The sequence below is a fragment of the Rhodococcus sp. WWJCD1 genome (genome assembly GCF_002258735.1).
In the GTDB taxonomy this organism is placed as follows: Bacteria; Actinomycetota; Actinomycetes; order Mycobacteriales; family Mycobacteriaceae; genus Rhodococcoides.
This window is the reverse complement of sequence record NZ_NOXY01000020.1, coordinates 445756-465165: the sequence shown is the minus strand read 5'-3', so window position 1 is coordinate 465165 and position 19410 is coordinate 445756. Positions and strand designations below refer to the sequence as shown.

General features: G+C 66.0%; 22 protein-coding genes. 7 read left to right on the top strand and 15 right to left on the bottom strand.

The window, feature by feature from the left end; all coding sequences use genetic code 11:
- Positions 1-76: 76 nt before the first annotated feature.
- Genes CH286_RS14575 through CH286_RS14550 form a run of 6 tightly spaced genes read right to left on the bottom strand, consistent with a single transcriptional unit; the run spans position 77 to position 5123 of the window.
- On the bottom strand, positions 77-934 hold the full coding sequence (locus tag CH286_RS14575) for a MurR/RpiR family transcriptional regulator (protein ID WP_037153681.1): 858 nt from the start codon (positions 932-934) through the stop codon (positions 77-79).
- Positions 931-1845, bottom strand: a complete 915-nt coding sequence (gene phnE, locus CH286_RS14570) for a phosphonate ABC transporter, permease protein PhnE (RefSeq protein WP_094609526.1) — start codon at positions 1843-1845, stop codon at positions 931-933. The genes CH286_RS14575 and phnE (CH286_RS14570) overlap by 4 nt, the downstream gene beginning before the upstream one ends.
- Complete coding sequence (gene phnE, locus CH286_RS14565) at positions 1842-2636, bottom strand: phosphonate ABC transporter, permease protein PhnE (protein ID WP_217902928.1); 795 nt, start codon at positions 2634-2636, stop codon at positions 1842-1844. Before phnE (CH286_RS14565) ends, phnE (CH286_RS14570) begins: the two co-directional genes overlap by 4 nt.
- Positions 2633-3421, bottom strand: a complete 789-nt coding sequence (gene phnC, locus CH286_RS14560; protein WP_052058668.1) for a phosphonate ABC transporter ATP-binding protein — start codon at positions 3419-3421, stop codon at positions 2633-2635. Before phnC ends, phnE (CH286_RS14565) begins: the two co-directional genes overlap by 4 nt.
- A gap of 5 nt (positions 3422-3426) precedes the next feature.
- Complete coding sequence (phnD, locus tag CH286_RS14555; RefSeq protein ID WP_032401918.1) at positions 3427-4440, bottom strand: phosphate/phosphite/phosphonate ABC transporter substrate-binding protein; 1014 nt, start codon at positions 4438-4440, stop codon at positions 3427-3429.
- Entirely contained in the window at positions 4437-5123 is a 687-nt protein-coding gene (locus CH286_RS14550; protein WP_052077431.1) for an HAD family hydrolase, read from the bottom strand. The genes phnD and CH286_RS14550 overlap by 4 nt, the downstream gene beginning before the upstream one ends.
- Before the next feature lie 127 nt (positions 5124-5250).
- Between CH286_RS14550 and CH286_RS14545 the strand changes: the two genes are divergently transcribed.
- On the top strand, positions 5251-6498 hold the full coding sequence (locus CH286_RS14545; RefSeq protein ID WP_094609525.1) for a geranylgeranyl reductase family protein: 1248 nt from the start codon (positions 5251-5253) through the stop codon (positions 6496-6498).
- Between the two features lie 6 nt (positions 6499-6504).
- Here the strand turns inward: CH286_RS14545 and CH286_RS14540 are convergent, their stop codons facing one another.
- The 4 genes from CH286_RS14540 to CH286_RS14525 form a co-directional block, all read right to left on the bottom strand.
- Positions 6505-7200 (bottom strand): demethylmenaquinone methyltransferase, encoded by a 696-nt coding sequence (locus CH286_RS14540; protein ID WP_052058671.1) that lies wholly within the window; start codon positions 7198-7200, stop codon positions 6505-6507.
- 14 nt (positions 7201-7214) lie between these two features.
- Positions 7215-8354, bottom strand: coding sequence for a glycosyltransferase family 4 protein (locus CH286_RS14535; protein ID WP_217902927.1), 1140 nt, complete (start codon positions 8352-8354; stop codon positions 7215-7217).
- Positions 8355-8417: 63 nt separating this feature from the next.
- Entirely contained in the window at positions 8418-8843 is a 426-nt protein-coding gene (locus tag CH286_RS14530; protein WP_094609523.1) for a glutaredoxin domain-containing protein, read from the bottom strand.
- Positions 8836-9282, bottom strand: a complete 447-nt coding sequence (locus CH286_RS14525) for a DUF3592 domain-containing protein (protein WP_052058672.1) — start codon at positions 9280-9282, stop codon at positions 8836-8838. Before CH286_RS14525 ends, CH286_RS14530 begins: the two co-directional genes overlap by 8 nt.
- A gap of 54 nt (positions 9283-9336) precedes the next feature.
- Here CH286_RS14525 and CH286_RS14520 point away from each other — a divergent pair, with 54 nt between their 5' ends.
- Entirely contained in the window at positions 9337-9840 is a 504-nt protein-coding gene (locus tag CH286_RS14520; RefSeq protein ID WP_094609522.1) for a DUF2505 domain-containing protein, read from the top strand.
- Here the strand turns inward: CH286_RS14520 and CH286_RS14515 are convergent.
- Together CH286_RS14515 and menD are read right to left on the bottom strand one after the other, a co-directional pair.
- Complete coding sequence (locus CH286_RS14515; protein ID WP_094609521.1) at positions 9837-10580, bottom strand: class I SAM-dependent methyltransferase; 744 nt, start codon at positions 10578-10580, stop codon at positions 9837-9839. The two genes, CH286_RS14520 and CH286_RS14515, sit on opposite strands and share 4 nt — an antisense overlap.
- A 15-nt stretch (positions 10581-10595) precedes the next feature.
- Positions 10596-12206: a 2-succinyl-5-enolpyruvyl-6-hydroxy-3-cyclohexene-1-carboxylic-acid synthase gene (menD, locus tag CH286_RS14510; protein ID WP_094609520.1), complete on the bottom strand. Its 1611-nt coding sequence runs from the start codon at positions 12204-12206 to the stop codon at positions 10596-10598.
- Positions 12207-12268: 62 nt separating this feature from the next.
- Between menD and CH286_RS14505 the strand changes: the two genes are divergently transcribed.
- Genes CH286_RS14505 through CH286_RS14490 form a run of 4 tightly spaced genes read left to right on the top strand, consistent with a single transcriptional unit; the run spans position 12269 to position 16229 of the window.
- On the top strand, positions 12269-12856 hold the full coding sequence (locus CH286_RS14505; RefSeq protein ID WP_094609519.1) for a flavin reductase family protein: 588 nt from the start codon (positions 12269-12271) through the stop codon (positions 12854-12856).
- Positions 12853-13917: an AbrB family transcriptional regulator gene (locus tag CH286_RS14500; protein WP_032401910.1), complete on the top strand. Its 1065-nt coding sequence runs from the start codon at positions 12853-12855 to the stop codon at positions 13915-13917. Before CH286_RS14505 ends, CH286_RS14500 begins: the two co-directional genes overlap by 4 nt.
- A 49-nt stretch (positions 13918-13966) precedes the next feature.
- On the top strand, positions 13967-14809 hold the full coding sequence (locus CH286_RS14495; RefSeq protein WP_094609518.1) for a siderophore-interacting protein: 843 nt from the start codon (positions 13967-13969) through the stop codon (positions 14807-14809).
- Positions 14810-14831: 22 nt separating this feature from the next.
- Entirely contained in the window at positions 14832-16229 is a 1398-nt protein-coding gene (locus CH286_RS14490; RefSeq protein WP_032380430.1) for a DUF2252 domain-containing protein, read from the top strand.
- Positions 16230-16313: 84 nt separating this feature from the next.
- Here CH286_RS14490 and CH286_RS14485 read toward each other — a convergent pair whose 3' ends face one another.
- From CH286_RS14485 to CH286_RS14475, 3 genes are read right to left on the bottom strand one after another with little or no spacing between them, the layout of a single operon-like run.
- The gene (locus CH286_RS14485) at positions 16314-16757 is read right to left on the bottom strand and encodes a DUF6918 family protein (RefSeq protein WP_032380429.1); all 444 of its coding nucleotides are present in this window, start codon (positions 16755-16757) and stop codon (positions 16314-16316) included.
- Positions 16758-16808: 51 nt separating this feature from the next.
- A complete protein-coding gene (locus tag CH286_RS14480) occupies positions 16809-17780 on the bottom strand; it encodes an o-succinylbenzoate synthase (protein WP_094609517.1) in 972 nt (323 codons plus the stop codon).
- Positions 17777-18409, bottom strand: coding sequence for a PaaI family thioesterase (locus tag CH286_RS14475; protein WP_032401907.1), 633 nt, complete (start codon positions 18407-18409; stop codon positions 17777-17779). The genes CH286_RS14480 and CH286_RS14475 overlap by 4 nt, the downstream gene beginning before the upstream one ends.
- Positions 18410-18476: 67 nt before the next feature.
- Between CH286_RS14475 and CH286_RS14470 the strand changes: the two genes are divergently transcribed.
- Entirely contained in the window at positions 18477-19370 is an 894-nt protein-coding gene (locus CH286_RS14470; RefSeq protein WP_032401906.1) for a 1,4-dihydroxy-2-naphthoyl-CoA synthase, read from the top strand.
- Positions 19371-19410 lie beyond the last annotated feature (40 nt).

The following is a 19410-nucleotide window of genomic DNA, read 5'->3' as shown; positions in this document are numbered from 1 at the left end:
GCCGCTGCTCGCCTTCTACCGTAGTGAACCTAGCGTGCACACCGGTGCGACGGTGTCACCGACCACAGGTGACGCTTCACTCACCCAGGTTGCCGGAAATGACTTCGAGGGTCGCGGCCATCGCTGCCGACGCCCTGTCCCCCAACGCGTCGGTCAGCGCCGCCATCAGTCCCTCCAGCAGGATCACGTGCGGAATCCGGCTGGTGACAGCGAGTTCGCGCTGGAAACTGAGATCTCGCATGCCCACCACCAGAGCGATGTCCGACGCGGCCGCGAGAGTCGAGCGAGCGAACGAGGTCACCGACACCACAATTGCCCCTCGTTCCCGAGCAGCCTGCGCGGCCTTGGTCGAAGCGCTCGTCGCGCCCGATCCACTGATGATCAGGGCGACATCACGGTCGGTGAGAAGCCGAACGGCAACCTGCTGGGCGATGGAGTCGGTGGGAGCGTGCGAGCGCAGACCCAACGAGCGCATCCGGGCATCGGTATCGGCAGCCAGCGCAGCCGAAAGCCCGTTTCCGATGACCACGATGGACTCGGCACCGGCGAGGGTGGACACGGCGCGCGTGACGTCCTCGGCGGTGAGCAGAGCCGTCATCGCCGCAATGGACTCACCGACATGGGCGAACGTCTCCGTGACGATCGCGAAGGGGCCGTCTGCCGAACGCTCCTGGGTGGGCAGCGCGCGCGCCGCGTCACGCGCGAGCAGCACCCGCAACTGCTGATAGCCGCCGAAGCCGAGACTCTGACAGGTGCGCACCACCGAGGCCCGCGATGCGCCTGCTGCATCGGCGACCTGCTGCGAGGACATCTCGACGATATCGGCGGGACGTTCGAGAAAGACTTCGGCGACGGCCCGCTCGGCCGGCAGCAACGACGGAATGATCGATCTGATGTGCGGGACGACTCCACCCGGCGCGAGATCCATGCTCATATCTTGCTCGTACCTTTTCTCTGCCGGCCCGATATGGTCGCTCCGCGGGCTGCGCTCCTGCCCCATCTGGTCGCTCCGCGGGCTCCGCTCCTGCCCCAGTGTCCGTCGATGATGCGGCGACGCACCCGCCCGGAGATCTGATCGATGATCACGGTGATGACCACGACGACGATCAGCAGCATGCCCACAGCACCCCACTGCCGGTACTGCACATTGTCGACCAGCATGCTGCCGATACCGCCTGCACCGATCAAACCCAGGATGGCCGACGCACGAACATTGATCTCGAAGCGATAGAGCCAGAACGCGAACACCTCGGGGGCGACATCGGTCCACAGTCCCCACCGCACGATCTGCGCCGTCGAACCACCTGCGGCCCGAGCCGCTTCGATCGGCCCCTTCTCGGCACCTTCGATGGCCTCGTATCCCCATTTGCCGAGGGTGCCCACCGAGCCGATGGCAATGGCGAGCGCTCCGGTGAACGCGGTGAGCCCGGTGACCGAGAGGATGAGAATTGCGATGACCACCTCGGGCACCGCCCTGATGACCGCGAACACCACGCGCAGCGGCCACCGCAGCCAGAGCGGCCCGATGTTCGCGGCCGCGAGGAAGCTCAGCGGAAACGACACGACTATGCCGAGCACCGTTCCGAACCACGCCATCTGCACCGACTCGATGGTGGCCGAGACGGCCTTGCCCAGCGCGGAGACGTCCGGCGGGACGAACATCAGCCCCGCGTAGCGCACCAGGTTCTGCGGTAGCTCCAGCAGCCTGTCCCAGCGAATCTCGATGCCGTACAACGACAGTGCGAACAGTGCGACGATGCCGACCCACACCGCGGTGCGCAGGGGGTTGCGTGGTTTGCGCGGCCGAGCCGGGGTGACGCGGGTGGTGCGGTCGATGACGCTCATCCGACCAACTTTCGACGGGCCCAGGACGAGATCAGTTCCAGCGCCAGGACGATGACGAGAATCTCGAGGATGATGAGGCTGAGTTGGTGATACTTGTAGAAGGTGCGGACGTTGTCGATGAGCATGCCGAGGCCACCTGCGCCGACGAGTCCGATGACCGCCGAGGCTCGGACGTTCAGCTCCAACGTGTAGAGACTCTGCGAGACGAACGCCGGAAAGATCTGCGGCGCAACAGCACTGCGATCGGCCGCAATCCAGGTGCCTCCGGCAGCGAGGGCCGCTTCCTGCGGACCGCGATCGACGGAGTCGAGTGCCTCGGAGACGAGCTTGACGATGATGCCGACGTTGAACACGATCAGCGCCAGAATTCCCGACAACGCTCCGGTCCCGACCACCGCGACCAACACCGCCGCGTACAACAGATCAGGTACGGCGCGAACGACATTCATGATTCCGCGCACGACCGTCAGCAACGGTCGATTCGGGTTGGTGACATGTGAGGCCGCAAAACTGAGCGGAAAGGAGACGGCGGCACCGATGGCGGTCGCGATGACGGCCATCTGTAGCGTCTCGAGGATCGCGTCAACGGTTTCGGGGAAGAACCAGTAGTCGGGCTGCATCAGCTGCACGAGTTTGCCGGTCGCGTTGCCCCAGTTGTCGATGATGTCGCCGAGGTCGGCACCGACACCGATCCCGGCCCAGACCGTGATGACAGCGACAATGGCGAATGCCACAACGGTTTTCCAGGCCGACCGCGGCTTGACCGGGCGAGTTGCCAGCGGCGCACTCACAGTTCGGCCTTGGCTTCCAGCACGTCCTCGGCGGTCAGCGAGCGACCGTAGATACTCTCGAACACCGCTTCGTCGGCGTCCCGGCCATGGCCGTCGAACACGACCTTGCCGTCGCGCAGTCCGATCAACCTGTCGCCATAGCGCCTGGCCAGATCGAGGAAGTGCAGGTTGACGACGACGGTGATGCCGAGCTCTGCGTTGATGCGCTGCAGATCCCGCATGACGACGTGCGAGGTCGGCGGATCGAGCGAGGCCACCGGTTCGTCCGCGAGGATCACCCGCGGCTGCTGCGCCAATGCTCGCGCGATGGCAACACGTTGTTGTTGCCCACCGGAGAGCGACGACGCCTTCTGATAAGCCTTGCCGACGATCTCGACTCGTTCGAGCGCCTGCATTCCCAACTCGGTGTCCTCCGCCGACCACGCACCGAGCAGTGTTCGCCACATCGGCGAGCTGTGCAGCCGGCCCATCATCACGTTGTTCAACACGCTGGTGCGCTTGGCGAGGTTGAAGCCCTGGAAGATCATGCCGATGTCGCCGCGCAGATCCCGTAAACCTTTGTTGCTCAAGCTGTTCACAGCACGATCACCGACGGTCACGGTGCCGGAGGTGGCCGGAACGAGGCCGTTGATGGTGCGAATCAGCGTGGACTTTCCTGCGCCCGACAACCCCACGACGGCAACCATCTGGCCCGCCGGAATCTCCAGCGTCACGCCGTCGAGCGCGGTGTGGCCGCCCGCATAGGTGACCGAGACGTCGTCGAATGCGATGCTGTCGCCGCTCATCCGAATCAGTTCCCCAGGCCGATGGAGTCCGCCTCGGTCTGCGCCTGCTGGAGCGCAGCGGGATCGGCCTTGTCGAGTCCGGTGATCTGGTAGATCGCCGTCAGAGCCTCGACGCCCTCGGGGGTGGACGCGTAATCCTCCATCGCGTCCGAGATGCGCTGCTGTAGATCAGGGCTGAGCGAACTGCTGATCGAGACACCGTCGTTGGGGATTTCGTTGGTCAGCGCGAAGACCACCAGATTCTTCGCCACATCGGGGGTGTCCTTCACGACGGTTTCGCGGGCGTCCCAGAACGACACACCCACCTCGTCGTCGCCGTTGTTCACCGACAGCACCGCCGCCGGGTGCGAGGTGACCTGCGTCAGGTCGAGGTCGGTGGTGGAGTCGATGCCCACCGCCTTCAGCGCGGCGGAGGGGAAGACGAATCCGGCCGAGGACGCTGACTGCAGCATGACGGTCTTGGCATCCTTCATCTTGCTCAGCGAGTCGAGTCCTGCTGGGCCCGTGCCACCTTCGGTTCCGTTGCAGTACAGCAGGCCGTTGGCTCCCGTGACGGGTGCGTCGTCGCAGTACTTGTCGGGGTTGTTGGTGTAGAACTGCGCCGCGTACGTGGTCTTGCCCTTACGCACCGTCTGCAGAGCCGGCTCGGCACCGTACTTGTTGCAGGCCTGCACCATCTGCAGCGGTGGCAGCATGCCGATCTGCGCCTGGTTCGCACCGATGGCCTCCACCGCCGCCTGGTAGTCCTGAGTGATGACGCCGCGGACGGGGATGCCGAGGCGCTCGGTCAGTGCGTCCTGCAGTGGCTTGACGGTTTCGACGAGCTTGTTGGCATCCCCCGAGGGGACGAGTGCGAGCGTCAGCTCGGACGGGTCGGCAGCGTCTGCAGCGCTGGACCCGGTGCAGGGCGACGCAGCCGAGGACTCGGTGGTGGACTCGTCGCGGGCACCGCACCCGGCGAGCGAGGCAGTGAGCAGTCCGGTGGCAACCACCGCGAGCAAGGGCGTACGAATTCTCATGACTGTCCTTCATGGGTGAGTGCGAATGCTGCTGGATCGGTGGACCATTCGAGGAGTTCGTCGTACATGGCCTGAAACGTCGAGGCGCAGAACGTCGCCTCCGGCCGAGGATGACCGTGACGGTCGATGTAGGCGGTGACGGCGCCGCGACGATGCGGCGCGTCGAGATCGTTGCGCCAGATGTCGCCGACGCTGGCCAGTAGATGCGGTGGCCGCGTGTCCAGTAGCGACTCCACCAGCTCGGGCATTTTCTCGGGCTTACCTGCATCGGTGAACACACGGTCCATGCGCCCGGTCAGACCGAGACGCTCGAGGGTTTCCATCACGCCGCGCTGTGGGGCATTGGTAGCCAGCACGACCTCGGCGGACACACGGCCGAGGAATGCCGCGAGCCCGGCGGGAGCCCACACCTCGAGCTCGCCCGCCGCCAGGCGTTCGCGGGAGTGCGCGTACGCCGCGGCAAGGGTGGCAGCATCGACGCCCATCGACAGGTGCTGGACGGCGGAGTAGCCGTCGAGGTACTCCCCCGCACCGGTCTCGAGGAAAGCCGTCAACCCGGCGCGGAGTGTTTCGGCAGAGGCCGTGTCGAGGCCGTCGGCGACAGCGTCTGCGTACGCCCGCACGGGGTCGTCGCCGAGGCAGACGGTGCCGTCGAAGTCGAGTAGGAGGATCGGTCGGTGCACGTGAGAGACGCTAGACCCGTCGTGAACGATCCGTCCATAGATTCTGAATCTATGAAACAAGCGTTCACACGGCGTTAACCGGAGGCCCTCGACGCACCCGTTCGTGTAAATCCGGATACTGGAGTACGTGAGCACTCCCCAGCCGGCCCCACCCACCACGACCGACGTTCTGGTCGTGGGCGCGGGCCCTGCAGGATCGTCCGCGGCGGCGTGGGCAGCGCGATCCGGCCGCGACGTCGTCCTCGTCGACGCAGCCGTCTTTCCTCGCGACAAGACCTGCGGCGACGGCCTGACGCCTCGCGCCGTCGCCGAACTCGATCAGCTCGGCCTGGGCGAATGGGTGCGCGGCAAAGCACGCAATCGCGGTCTGCGGTTGAGCGGATTCGGCCAGGAACTGCAGCTCGAGTGGCCGAGCAAATCCCTGCCCACTGTCGGAAGTGCCGTTCCCCGAACCGAATTGGACGATCGAATTCGCGCGGTTGCCGTCGAATCCGGGGCGGTCATGGCCGAGGGGTCGAAGGCCGTTGCCGTCACCCGAGAGGGAAACTCCGTCCGGTCGGTGACGTTGCAGACCGCCACAGGCACCCACGAGATCTCCTGCCGCACACTGATCGTTGCCGACGGCGTCCGCTCCACCCTGGGCAAGCAACTCGGGCGGCAGTGGCATCGGGACACCGCCTTCGGCGTCGCGGCTCGCGCGTACATCACCTCGGGACGCAGCGACGACGAGTGGATCAGCTCGCACCTCGAATTACGTGATGCCGCAGGCACTCTGCAGCCCGGTTACGGCTGGGTCTTCCCGCTGAACGACGGGAACATCAACATCGGCGTCGGCACCCTGGCCACGGCCAAGAAACCGGCACCCGGCGCGTTGCGCCCGTTACTCGACCTCTACACCCAACAGCGGCGTCCGGAATGGGCGTTGACAGGCGAACTGCGTGCGGTGGCGTCGGCGCTGCTTCCGATGGGCGGTGCCGTCTCCGGTGTCGCGGGCATCAACTGGGCCATCATCGGCGACGCCGCAGCGTGCGTGAACCCACTCAACGGCGAGGGCATCGACTACGGACTCGAGGGCGGCCGCATGGTGATCGACCTGCTCGATCACCCCGACCTCACCGACGCCTGGCCGACCCTGCTGCGCGAGCACTACGGACAGGCGTTCTCCATTGCGCGACGCCTCGCCGGTCTGTTGACCGTGCCGAGATTCCTGCCCGCAGCGGGACCGGTGGGCATGCGCTCGCGGGCCCTGATGAAAGTTGCCGTCCGCTGCATGGGCAACCTCATCACCGAGGCCGACAGTGACCTCGTCGCCCGCACCTGGCGGGCATCGGGAACCGGGTCACTGAAAATCGACTCCCGGCCGCCATTTTCGTGAACCGCTCTACGGTCGAGTTGCCTTGTGCAGCGCCACGATTCCACCGGTGAGGTTGCGCCACTGCACATCCGTCCAGCCGGCATCGGCGATGCGCTGCGCCAACTGTTCCTGCGTGGGCCAGGCACGGATGGACTCGGCCAGGTAGACGTAGGCATCGGGGTTACTGCTCACTGCACGAGCGACTTTCGGAAGCGCCTTCATCAGGTACTCCATGTACACGGTGCGGAACGGGCCGAATACCGGGGTGGAGAATTCCGACACCACAAGGCGTCCACCGGGTTTGGTGACGCGGGCGATCTCGCGCAGTCCGGCGTCGAAGTCCGAGACATTGCGGAGGCCGAACGAGATGGTGGCCGCATCGAAACTGGCGTCGGCGTAAGGCAGCGCCATCGCGTCACCCGCTACCATCGGAACGCCGCGTTGCAATCCCGCCTGCAACATGCCCTTGGAGAAGTCGGTGGCCACGCACCAGGCTCCACTGCGGCCGAGCTCGACGGTCGAGACCCCGGTACCTGCTGCAAGGTCGAGTACCCGCTCTCCGGGTTCGAGAGCCAACGCTCGACGAGTGAGCTTGCGCCAACTGCGGTCCTGCCCGAACGACAGAACCGTGTTGGTGATGTCGTATCGACGGGCGACGCCGTCGAACATCGACGCCACCTCGTGGGGCTCTTTTGCCAGGGTTGCGCGTGATGTCTGGGCCACGAGGTCCAGACTACTCAAGCAATCTTCTGCACCCGCGGCGCTGTGATGCCTTGCACGTCGTAGTAATGAGAGATCAGCTCGTCGCAGATGGCCGGCCAGGTGCGGTGCAGAACCGACTTACGAGCGGCGTCGCCGAAGCGGGTGCGGGCGATGGGTTCGGCCAGCGCTCCGACGGCGCTGGGCAGCAGCTCGGTGAACCTCTCGACCGGCAGCAGATAGCCGTTGCGGCAATGCGAGATCAGATCGCGCGGGCCGCCGGCGTCGGGTCCGATGACGGGCACTCCGCTGGCAAGTGCTTCCTGCACTGCCTGGCAGAAGGTTTCGTGTTCGCCGGGATGCACGAAGACGTCGAAACTGGCGTACGCCTGCGCGAGTTCGACGCCACCGAGTTGACCGGTGAAGATCGCGGTGGGCATCAATTTCTGCAGCGCTGCAGTGTCGGGTCCGCCGCCGACGATCACCAGCTGGATCGACGGGTCTGCGGCGAGGACGGCGAGCCGCTCGACATGCTTCTCCGGGGCGAGCCTGCCGACGAAGCCGACGATCAGCTTCTCGCCTGCTCCCCACTGGCTCCTGAGCGTCTGCGACTTGGCAGAGGGTGCGAAGCGGACGGCGTCCACTCCCCTGGCCCAACGATGGACGCGCGGGATGCCGTGCAGCTCCAGAGCGTCGACGGCGGAGGTGGACGGTGCCAGGGTGCGGGCCGCCCCGCGGTGCAGTCTCCTGGTCCAGCGCCACGCCGCCTTGGACGTCAGGCCCAGGCCGTAACTCGCGGCGAAACCGGCGACATCGGTCTGATAGACGGCAACGGCGGGCACGTCCAATCGGTTGGCGGCGGCCAGGCCACCGGCCCCGAGCAGGAACGGCGAGGCCAGATGCACGACGTCGGGGGCGAACTCGCGCAATGCCGACACCATGCCGAGTCCGGGGACCCCGACGGGCAACGAGCTCACCTTCGGAACCATCACGGACGGCACCCGATGCACCGGAACGTTGTCGTGCCACGTCGCAGCCTTCGGGCCGGACGGATTGTCCGGGGCGATGACGATGGCATCGTGCCCGGTCTTGTCGAGGTGTTCGAGGACACGGATCACCGAGTGGGTGACGCCGTTCATGTTGGGTAAGAACGATTCCGCAACGATGGCTACTCGCACGATCCTCAGTGTGGGCGGCCTCGCCGTCGACCAGGTATGGACAACGTTACGTATGGGCCAACGTCACACGAATTGCGTGAGCACCCACGACGGATCGGGGTTGGTGCGGTGCTCGGACGCGGCGAACACCGTCGGGACCGTCTCGTTGCCGTCGTTGACCGACCGAACCCGCGCTGCCGCAGCAGGATCCTGGCGGATGCTCGTCCACACTGCTTTCTTCCCGCGTAGCAGCAGCGCCACCCGCAGTCGCAGGCAGAAGATGCAGCCCGGGCGCCAGTAGATCAACGGCACCGACTTCTCTGCCGCGAGCTCTCGCGAGGCGTCGTCGGACAGAGAACGCGGATACAGCACCGGAGTCGTCAGAACGAGTAGGAACACCACGGCAAGCACCATCACGACGATCGACGACGCGATGTTGCCGAAATTCACCAACGCGAACCCGGCCACCGCGGCGAGAGCGGCGATGCCCCACTGCTTGGCGTTACGCATACTTTGCCTCCTTGCGACGGAGCCAGAACAACACAGGCCCGGCTATCAACCATGTGACGACGATGACCGATCCGGCCGGAACGATGGCGACGGTGGCGTCACGGCCTGCGACCCGCACCAGCAATTCGACGTCGTCGGGATCGGCCTTGTAGTACTCGACCTCGATGCGTTGGCCCGCGACGAGGTTGGTGGGATACAGGACGCCGAGCGCCGGGTTGTGCGTCACGCCGTCCGGAGTGATGAAGCTGACGGCGGACCGCAGCTTGCCTGCCGACAGTACTTCGGCGGTGGCGGTGCCCTTGTCGGAATCGATGGTGACGTCGTTTCGCCAGGCTCCGACCACCAGCAACACCGCCAGCACCGAAATCGAAGTGGCGACCACGAGCACGACGAGCCGGGTCCTGCGCAGGGTTCGGCTTCCTCGGGCTGTGTCGGTCACTTCGACAGATTACTTCGCAGCCGATCGGGCTCGGCTCGGGTAGCGTCTGCTCTCATGTCTCGCAGCTTCGAATTCACCGTCGAATCGCCCAATCCTCCCGCTGAAGTGCACGCTGCACTCACCAGCGAGGACCAGTGGGCAGCCCGCTTCGCCAAGGCGAAGAAGACGGACGGGTACGAGATGACCAAGCACGCCGACGGCGGTCTGACGGTCGACATCACCGAAGAGGTCGGCACCTCCGAACTCCCCGGATTCGTCACGAAGGTCATCAAGGGCAAGCTGATCGTCTCCCGCACCGATCATTGGGGACCGCTCGAGGGCGACCACGCCGAAGGAACGCTGATCGGCGGCACCACCGGTCTACCGGCGAAGGTGAACGGCACGCTGTCTCTTCGACCCGACGGAACCGGTGCGAAGTTGATCGTCAAGGGCGAATCGACGGTGAAGATTCCACTCGTCGGCGGCAAGATCGAGGACCTGATCAACAAGATGATCAAGGACATGATCGATCAGGAGACCGGCGAAACTCTCGAATGGGTTGCGGCGCAACAGAGCTAGCCGATGCCGATGCCCGAATCCTTGCGGGCGTAGAAGATCATCTCTCGACCCGGCCGGTCGGGAGCATCGCGGACCTCGCGGATCGTGAACCCGTGCTCGACGAGGGCGCTCTCCACCTCGTCGCGCTCGCGGAACCGCAGCGTCGAATCCGACGTCAGAACTTCACCGTCACTGACGAAGACGTACGTCCACCGAAAACTCACCACAGGCCCGTTCACCTCGGTGGTCTCCAGCCAGCTCTCCACCCGGCCCACACCCGGAATCTCGCGCACTGCGAAGGAGTCTCGTCTGTTCCACTCGGTCCAGGCCGTGCGAGCAGGTATGCGAGTCTCGAACACCAGACATCCGTCCGGACGCAGTGCATCGTGGATTCGCGCCAGCGTGAGCGACCAGTCGTCGTCGTCGACGATGGCCTGCGCGACGTTGCCCGTCATCGTCACCAGATCGACCTGGAGTGCCGGTAGGTCCCCGGCGTACCCCTGAACCCACCGAATCTGTTCGGCACCCGGTTTGCGTCGGGCCACCTCCAGTGATCCGGCCGCCGGATCGAGTGCGGTGACCGCTATCCCACGAGAGGCCAGGAGCAGCGCCAAAGCCCCTGTTCCGCAACCGATATCGAGCACATCGCGAGCATCGACATCCTGGGCCGCAGACACGTACACGTCCAGATCGGAGCGATCGCCTTCGAGCGCATCGTAGATGGCCGTCAGCCGGGGATGCTCGAACATCCGATCGGGCACGCTCTCTCGCCCCTACTACAACCGGGCGCGAATTGCCGCATGCAGATCCCGCAATCCCGATCGCTCCGTGGTCACTTCCAACACCCTGATCCCCTCGGCATGCGCGGTGAGTTCGGTTGCCAGCTCGGACAACTCGACCAAGCGATGCTCCACACGGTAGGCCGCGCACAACGCTCCGAGATCCATTCCGTGTGGCGTACCGAATACTCGCTCGAACACGCCCGCATACTGCGGATCCCCCTGCTCGAGCAGCTCGAAGATACCGCCGCCGTCGTCGTTGGCGACGACGATCGTCAGATCGTCGGGACGCGGCTCGCCGGTTCCGATGAGCATGCCCGCTGCGTCGTGCAGAAACGTCAGGTCCCCGAGAAGCGCTATGGTGCGCCGCTTTCCGGCCATCGCGGCACCGATGGCCGTCGAGACGGTGCCGTCGATGCCGGCAACGCCGCGATTGGAGAGGACCTTCACGCCCGGGATCGGAGTCGAGACGAGTGCTGCGTCGCGCACAGGGTTGGAAGCTCCGAGCACCAGCTGATCGCCGGGCTGCAGCGCAGACATCACGACGTCGGCCACGTGCAGCCCCGTCGGCTTGGGATGCTCTCGAAGTTGTTCGTGCACAGCCAGTTCGGCCCTGTCGGACAGGGTGGCGCAACGGGCGATCCAGGCGGGGTCGGGCGCACCGGTGGTGACCGCTCGGGTGCCGGTGGCCAACACGTTGCCCGAGACGTCGGGCCAACGCGGTCCGGTGGTGAGCGCGATGACGTCGACGGCGGGGTCGGCAAGCAGCGCCGAGACCTGGCGGTGCAGTGTCGGACGACCGGTGATGACGGCCTGACGCGGTTTCAACTGCGCCAGAGCCAAGGGGTGCAACGCAATTCCGTGCAGCGGCGCGGTCGGCTCGGCGACGGTCGGCAAGCCGGCAAGCTCAGGACGAACGGCGCCGCCGTGCCCGGATACGACCACGGTGTCGATTGTCAGGTCCAGCTCGACCGGCACGTCCAGCGTCGCCTGGGTGGTCGACGTCCACGGCATCCCGTCCGGACGCCCTTCGGGCCGCGCCCCCGGATCGCCGAGGGCGGGAACCAGAGGTTCACGCAGTGGAATATCGAAGTGCACGGGCCCGGCGTTGCCCGAGCGAGCGCCGCGCGCCGCAGCGATGACTCGCGAGACCGCGCTGCGCCACTGACTGTTCTGTTTCGGCCCCTCCTCGGCGAGCCCGAGGCTGATGGTCGCGCGAACCTGGGATCCGAACAGGCCGAGCTGCTCGATGGTCTGGTTGGCTCCGGTACCGAGCATCTCGTAGGGCCGGTTGGCACTGATGACGATCAACGGGATGCGGGCGTAGTTCGCTTCGAGTACGGCGGGTCCGAGGTTCGCCACCGCCGTTCCCGACGTCATCACCACCGGAACGGGCTGGCCGCTGCCCAGGCTCAATCCGATGGCCAGAAATCCGGCGGTGCGCTCGTCGATCCGCATGTGCAACCGCAGACGTCCGGCCACGTCGGCTTCCTGCAACGCGAACGCCAGCGGGGCGTTCCGCGAGCCGGGGCAGAGCACGACGTCTTCGATCCCGCTGCGCGCCAGTTCGTCGACGACAGCAGTGGCCTGAGCAGTGGACGGGTTCACGGTTTCCAGAGTGTCAGATGCTCCGGTCGGCCGCCGCAACCGGGCTTTGACAGTATTGAGGGGTGCGTACAGTCTTCCGACCCGATGAGGTCACCCCACGTCGCTTCTACCAGCTCCTGACTGCATCGGTGGTGCCCAGGCCCATCGCGTGGGTGTCCACCGTGTCCGCCGACGGTGTGGCGAACCTCGCGCCCTACAGCTTCTTCACGGTCTCCTCGGTGGAGCCGCCGGTCGTGCAGTTCACGTCGGTGAGCCGAAAGGACAGCCTGCGCAACATCGAGGCCACCGGTGAGTTCGTCGTCAATCTGGCGACGGCACCGTTGGTCGATCAGGTCAACGACAGCTCGGCGAGCTTCGATCACGGTGTCAGCGAGTTCGAGGCGGTCGGCATCGAGAGCGAGCCCAGTGCGATCGTGACGCCGCCGCGAGTGGCGGCCGCACCGATCGCCATCGAGGCGACGTTGCATCGCGTCGTCGAGGTGGGCAACTGCTTCATCGTCATGGGCACCGTCGTCGCGCTGTCGGTACGACCCGAATTCCTCGCCGAGGACGGACTCCCCGAGTTCGAGACCATTGCCCCGCTCAGTCGCCTCGGCCGTACCGAGTGGGGATTGCCGCCCGAGGTTCGTGAGATCGAGCGACCTTCTTGATTCGCTGGCTGCTGCTGATAGCCGTCACGGTCGGACTGACCGTCGGAGCCGATGCACTCGGTGTGCCGTCGGCGGCATTGTTCGTTGCGTTGTTGGTGGCCGTGGTGTTCGCACTAGCCGGTTGGGCTCCGACAACGGGCACCGAACGGGCCCCGCTGCCGCGCCGACTCGGGATGGCGGCGCAGGCGATACTCGGCGTCGAAATCGGGACACTGGTGCAGCGTGAGACCCTGAGCTCGCTGGGCGATACGTGGCTGCCGGTACTGCTGGCGTGCATCGGCACCCTGCTGCTGTCGATCGCGGCAGGAGCGCTGCTCGGACTTCGCAAAGATATCGATTCGCTGACCGGTTCTCTGGCCCTCGTCGCGGGCGGAGCGTCGGGACTGGTGGCGATCACGCAGGAGCTCGGCGGCGACGAACGAGTCGTGGCGGTGGTGCAGTATCTCCGCGTCGTGCTGGTGACCACTACGTTGCCACTGGTCGCGACCCTGGTGTTTCGCGCTCAGCCCGGACAATCGACGGTCACCGCCGACGTGCACGAGGCGCTCTGGATCGATCTCACGTTCGTCCTGATCTGCGGCGTCATCGGCGTGGTGCTGGCTCGCGCGATCCGGCTGCCCGCCCCCGCCCTGCTCGGCCCTCTGATCATGGCCACGCTCGCCGATGTACTCGGCGTCTCGTTCGACGCATCCGTCCCGACGCTGTTGCTGTGGGCGGCGTACATCGTGATCGGCTGGCAGGCCGGGCTGCGCTTCACCGTCGCCAGCCTCAAGTCGATCTCACGGGTGCTGCCCGCATCGCTGATGTTGATCATCGCCGTCACGGTCGGCTGCGCGATGCTCGGATTGTGGTTGGCGTCGGCAACCGGAACGAGCGGGTACGAGGGCTACCTCGCGACCACGCCGGGCGGGGTCTACGCGGTACTTGCCATCGCGGCCTCGACCGGCGCGAACGTGACGTTCGTCGTGGCTGCCCAGGTCATCCGGGTGTTCATGATGTTGTTCGCGGTGCCCGTCGGAGCCAAGGTGGTCCAGCGGTACCGGCGCGGCCGGCCCGACTGAGACATCGACGCAACCCCATCAGTGATTAGGGTCGGCTAACCTCTGCGACATGAGCAAGTACCTCAAGCCCGACAAGCCCGCTTTCTACCGCCTCACCGTGCTCGAGAGCGACCGAATCAGCCCCAGCTTCATCCGGGTCACCCTCGGCGGCGATTCGTTGTCGAACTTCCGATACATGGGCTACGACCATTGGTTTCGCCTGTTTCTGCCGCAGCCGGGCCAGGACGAGCCGCGCATCCCCAGCACCACCTCGATGCTCTGGTACGCGCAGTATCTGGCGTTCTCCAAGGACACCAAGCCGGTGGTTCGCAACTACACCATCAGCCGGTACCGGGCTGCGGGACAGGGCAAGCACGGCGACGGCCCGGAGCTGGATGTGGACTTCGTGGTGCACGGGAGTGGGGCCGGCGGATCTGGTGGCGGCAGTGGCCCGGCGTCGGTGTGGGCGCAGAAGGCCGCTCCGGGCGACCGGGTCGCGATTCTCGACGAGGGGCGGATATACACCGACGACGGACGATCGAGCTGGCAGTTGCTCGTCGGCGACGAGAGTGCGGCCCCGGCCGTTCTCGGCATTCTGCGGTCGTCACGGGAGGACGTTCGGGTCAAGGCCTTCATCGAAGTTCCCACCGAGGCCGACATTCAGAAGCAGGACATGCAGGCAGGCGTCGAGATCGAATGGATCGTGCGCCCCAGCGCCCTTGCCAAGCCGGGTGAGGCTGCGTTGGCCGCGGTGCAGAAGTCCGAGCTGCCCGACGGACATCCCGTCGTCTACGTGGCAGGGGAACAGGGACTGGCGACGGGCCTGCGCCGATACCTGGTGAACGAGCGTTCCGTGCCCAAGTCGCAGATCTGCTTCACCGGATACTGGAAGTTCGGTAAAGCCGCCCCGTAGCGCTCGATTAGTGTGATCTCACATGTCCGGCTCCGTAAAAGGTCACACCGTCGTCACCGACTCGGTAGGGGTCGACGGCGCACCGTACGCATCACTGCGCGCTCGGCCGCTCCCCCGGGCCGAGCGGTACGAGCTGGGTCGACGCCTGCGCGAGAAGGTGCCGATCGCCTCGCTCGGGGAGTGGACAGCGCCGCCGGATCGCCCCGACCCGGTCAAGCAGATCGAATACTCGCATCAGGGCCGCATCGAATGGTTGATTCCCACCCGCCTCGAGCGGATGGTCGAATCCCCCTACGGTTTTTTGCGCGGAACGGCGATCGTCATGGCTCGGGACGTCGCGATGCTGCCCTCGACCGGAATCAACCCGGTGATCAGCGGCGACGCCCACCTCGGCAATTTCGGCTTCTACGCCTCGCCGGAACGTGACCTCGTCATCGACCTCAACGATTTCGACGAAGCGCATCCGGGAGCCTGGGAGTGGGATCTACGACGCCTCGCCGCGAGCATCTGGGTGGCCGGGCGGCAGAACGGACGCAGCGAGGATCAGTGCCGCGATGCCGTCACCGCCTGTGTGTCCTCGTATCGGATCGAGGTGGCCAGGCTGGCGGACGAGCCGCTGATGTCGCGCTCGTTCCAGCGTCTGACGGCAGAGAAACTGCAACGGGACGCCACCGCCGGATCGTTGCGCAAGGAGATCAAGCGCGCCACCAAGAAAGCGCGTCGGCGCACCAGTGACCGCGTGTTACCTCGATTCACCGAGGAGCACGAGGGCAAGCGCAGGATCGTCGAGGAGCCGCCGATCACCACACGCATCTCGGCGAAGGACGAAGAGCTCCTCGCCGTCGGGCTGGACGAATACCTGCTCACCCTCACCCCGCATTGGCGTCGGGTGCTGGGGGGGTACACGTTGATCGACGTCGCGCACCGCGTCGTCGGAGTCGGCAGTGTCGGGCTTCGGGCGTACGTCGCGCTACTCGAGGGCACCAGCGAGGACGATGTGGTGTTTCTGCAGCTCAAGCAGGCCAGACGGTCGGTGCTCGCACCGTACGTGCACGGCGAATCGGCGTGGCACGACCATCAGGGACAACGAGTCGTGGAGTACCAACAGGATCTGCAGACGGTGAGCGATCCACTGCTGGGCTGGACCACTATCGCCGGCCGGCAGTACTACGTGCGGCAGTTCCGCAACATGAAGGGGACGATCGATCTCTCGTCGATCGATGCACCGGCCCTGGTGGACTACGCGCGGGTGGTGGGGCGCCTCCTGGCCAAGGGACATGCCCGCACCAGCGGCGCGTCGATGATCTCGGGATACACGGGCGATTCCGATGAGCTCGACGTCGCTCTCGGCCGATTCGCGCGGCTGTATGCAGATCAGACCGAGGCCGATTGGGAGCGGTTGAGCGCTACGCGCATGTGAGCAGAAACTCGTAGCAGGGTACGAGGTGGGAGTGGAGCCCGCGGAACGACCCGAGGGCTCCACGCTCACATGCGGCGAAGCCGCTCAGGCGTGCTTGGTGACCAGGTCACCCACCCGAGGCAGTGCCTCGGTGACGTTCTTCTTGGCCGAGCCACGCAGGCTGCCGTAGAACTTCTTGACGACGGACTTGTCGGTTTCCTCGATGCGCGCATCGGTGACCGAGAGCAATGCGTCGGAGGCGGCGTCGCCGTTCGCGGCGAGGTACTCACCGAACGTGCCCTGCGGCGCAGCGTTGTACGACTGCCAGAACGGGTCGAGCTTGTCCACGAAATCGGGCCACAGAGCCGAGACCGCGCTGTCGATGTACGACGGCCCGACCTTCTTCACTGCGCCGTATCCCCCCTTGACCGCGAGCCCGCTCGCGCCCTTCTTGTCCGCAACCTCGGCGTCGATCAGCGCCAGGACATCGACGCGCAGCGCGTCGGCCTTCGACTCGTCGAGCAGCGAATCCTTCAGTGCAGCAACCACTTCGAAGTTCCTCCCAGATGTGTAGCGGCCCAACGCGGACCGGGCGCAAGACTACCGCAGAAGGGCGTGGCAGCGCCGAACTCGATCGATCCACCACTGCGTGCGCTCGGCGTCGGCACCGAGTTCGATCAAGGCCTGCGCATCCGGTTCGGCGCTGCGCACCGGATACGTTCCGTCGACCACGTCCGGTGCCGGGGCGACGTCACGGACGAACAGGCTGCCCGTCCCCAATCCGCACGCGAATTCGAGATGCGGCAGCGCAGCGGCTGCGGCCAACCCGGCCGAGATACCGACCGCGGAATCGAGCGCACTCGACACCACCACCGGCACGCCGTACTCCCCCAGTTCGCCGGCCAGTTCGAGCACCGCCCGCATCCCGCCCAGCGGAGCGACCTTCAGCACCGCGATGTCGGCTCCGCCTGCCCGCACGACCTTCATCGGGTCCTCGGCTCGGCGGATGCTCTCGTCGGCGGCCACCCGTATCCCCGGTGTTCGACGCCGCAGTTCGACGAGCTCGGCAACGGTGGCACACGGTTGCTCGGCGTACTCGAGCGGACCGTCGGCTGTCAGGGCCGCCAGCGCCGTCACCGCCTCGTCGACGGTCCAGCCGCCGTTGGCGTCGATTCGGACCCGCGGCACCAGCTCGCGCACTGCACGGACGCGAGCGACGTCGTCGGCGAGGGTCTGCCCTTTCTCGGCCACCTTCACCTTCGCCGTCTCGGCCCCGGGAGACCGACTCAGCACCGACGCCACCTCGGAGGCAGGCACCGCAGGAACCGTCGCGTTCACCGGGATGCGTCGACGCAGTGGGCTCGGCGGGCCCTCCCACGCAGCCTCGATCGCCGACGCCAACCACGGAGCCGATTCGCCGTCGTCGTACTCGGTGAACGGCGAGAACTCACCCCATCCGGCGGGCCCCTGAATCAACATCACCTCGCGGGTGGTGATGCCGCGGAATTTCGTCCGCATCGGCATCGAGAGCACGTGTGCGCCGTCGAGCAGATCGTCGACCGCCGGGATCATTGCTGCCCCGGAAGCAACTGCACCATCAACGCCTCACAGTCGGCCAACAGGTTGCCGTCCAGATCGGTGAGCCGAGCGCTGATGAACGTCTTACGCCCCTCCACCCTGTCCACTGCACCCTCGACGACCAGCTCGGTGTTCAGCGGCGTCACCTTGCGGTAGTTGATGTGCAGGTACGCCGTCCGGCTGATGGGCCTGCCGTAGGCGTGCTGGATCAGGCCGAAGAGGTCGTCGAACAGCAGGGGCAGCGTGCCGCCGTGCGCGGCGGAGTTACCACCGAGATGGAAACGCCGGAACATGCCCCGGCTGCGGACGCCGTCGGCGTCGATCTTTTCGATGATCCAGGGCATCAGCAACAGCGAGCCTCGGCCCGGCAGACGCGGAACTCGCCCGGCCGTCTGACGGCCCTCGGCCACCACGTGCGGCGTCAATAGTTCGATCAGTTCTCGGGCCTTGCCTGCGGCTGTCTCGGCGACCTCGGCAGGCAGCGAGGTGGACACCGCGAGGTCCTGCACCGTGCGCAAGGCCTCGAGCAGCTGCCCGTATTCCGGGCCCACCTTCGCCGGCACGAAACGCGGGAAGCCTCCGTGATGGTCGTAATCGCGGTCGAGCTGCTTCGGATCGGTCATGACTGCACGCTAGCTGCACCGACCGGTCGGCACGGATGCAACCCCGGCCACCGTTAAGCTGACGCCCGTGACCTTCACTCCCGAGCTGTGGCTCCCCGTTCCCGGTTTCGAAGATCTGACCGACATCACGTATCACCGGCACGTGTCGGATGCGACCGTGCGAGTTGCGTTCGATCGTCCCGAGATTCGAAACGCGTTTCGGCCGCACACTGTCGACGAGCTCTACCGCGCGCTCGAGCACGCACGGGTGAGCTCCGACGTGGGAACAGTGCTGCTCACCGGAAACGGGCCGAGCAGCAAGGACGGCGGCTGGGCCTTCTGCTCCGGCGGCGATCAGCGCATTCGTGGACGAAGTGGTTACCAGTATGCGGACGGTGAAACGGCCGAGACGGTCGACAAGGCTCGCGCCGGCCGCCTGCACATCCTGGAAGTACAGCGGTTGATCAGATTCATGCCCAAGGTCGTCATCTGTCTGGTCAACGGCTGGGCAGCGGGCGGGGGCCACAGCCTGCACGTGGTGTGCGATCTGACGCTGGCGAGCCGCGAGCATGCTCGGTTCAAGCAGACCGACGCCGATGTCGGCAGCTTCGACGGTGGCTACGGCAGCGCGTACCTGGCCAAGATGGTCGGTCAGAAGTTCGCCCGAGAGATATTCTTCCTCGGCGAGACGTACTCGGCCGAGGAGATGCACCGCATGGGCGCGGTGAACAAGGTGGTCGATCACGCCGAGCTCGAGAACACGGCCATCGAGTGGGCCGCGAAGATCAACGCGAAGTCCCCCCAGGCGCAACGGATGCTCAAGTATGCGTTCAACCTGCAGGACGACGGCCTGGTGGGCCAGCAGTTGTTCGCCGGTGAAGCGACTCGCCTGGCGTACATGACGGACGAGGCCGTGGAGGGGCGCGATTCGTTCCTGGAGAAGCGCGAGCCCGACTGGTCACCGTTCCCTCGTTATTTCTGACCCGCTCGTGAACTCCCCAGGCGGCTCTCGGAACGCACTC